The following is a 377-nucleotide window of genomic DNA, read 5'->3' as shown; positions in this document are numbered from 1 at the left end:
CAGAAAGTCGGTCTCGGTTTTGCCATTATCATCTCTTTGCTATTGGTGTCCGGGCTATCATCTTTATGGAATCTTAATGACATCAATGGGTCAACCTCAAGGGTGAATGAAACGGCTGTGCCTGTCGTGAAAGAAAGTAACGATGTACAGATACAGCTACTAAAATTAGCAAAACTCAGTTCTCTGGCATTTAATGCTGAGAATCAGGATGAGATTGCTAGTTTTAAAAAATCATTCGATAAAGGCGCTAAAAGTTTTGATGAAAGATATGTCAGTCTTGAAAAACTAGCTGAATCTGATGAGCAAATGAAGGCGCTCGTTATTGGTATTAAAAGTAACTATGACCTTTACCGTTATGCAGTTAACGAAATGTTTGA

At 37.9% G+C, this 377-nt stretch carries 1 protein-coding gene; it reads left to right on the top strand.

Annotated features, from left to right (window positions below; genetic code table 11):
* A partial coding sequence (locus tag A3766_RS07720; RefSeq protein WP_197479421.1) for an MCP four helix bundle domain-containing protein occupies positions 1-377 on the top strand: 377 nt, incomplete at both ends.

The organism is Oleiphilus sp. HI0132, assembly GCF_001635845.1.
This window is presented reverse-complemented; position numbering and strand designations above follow the sequence as displayed.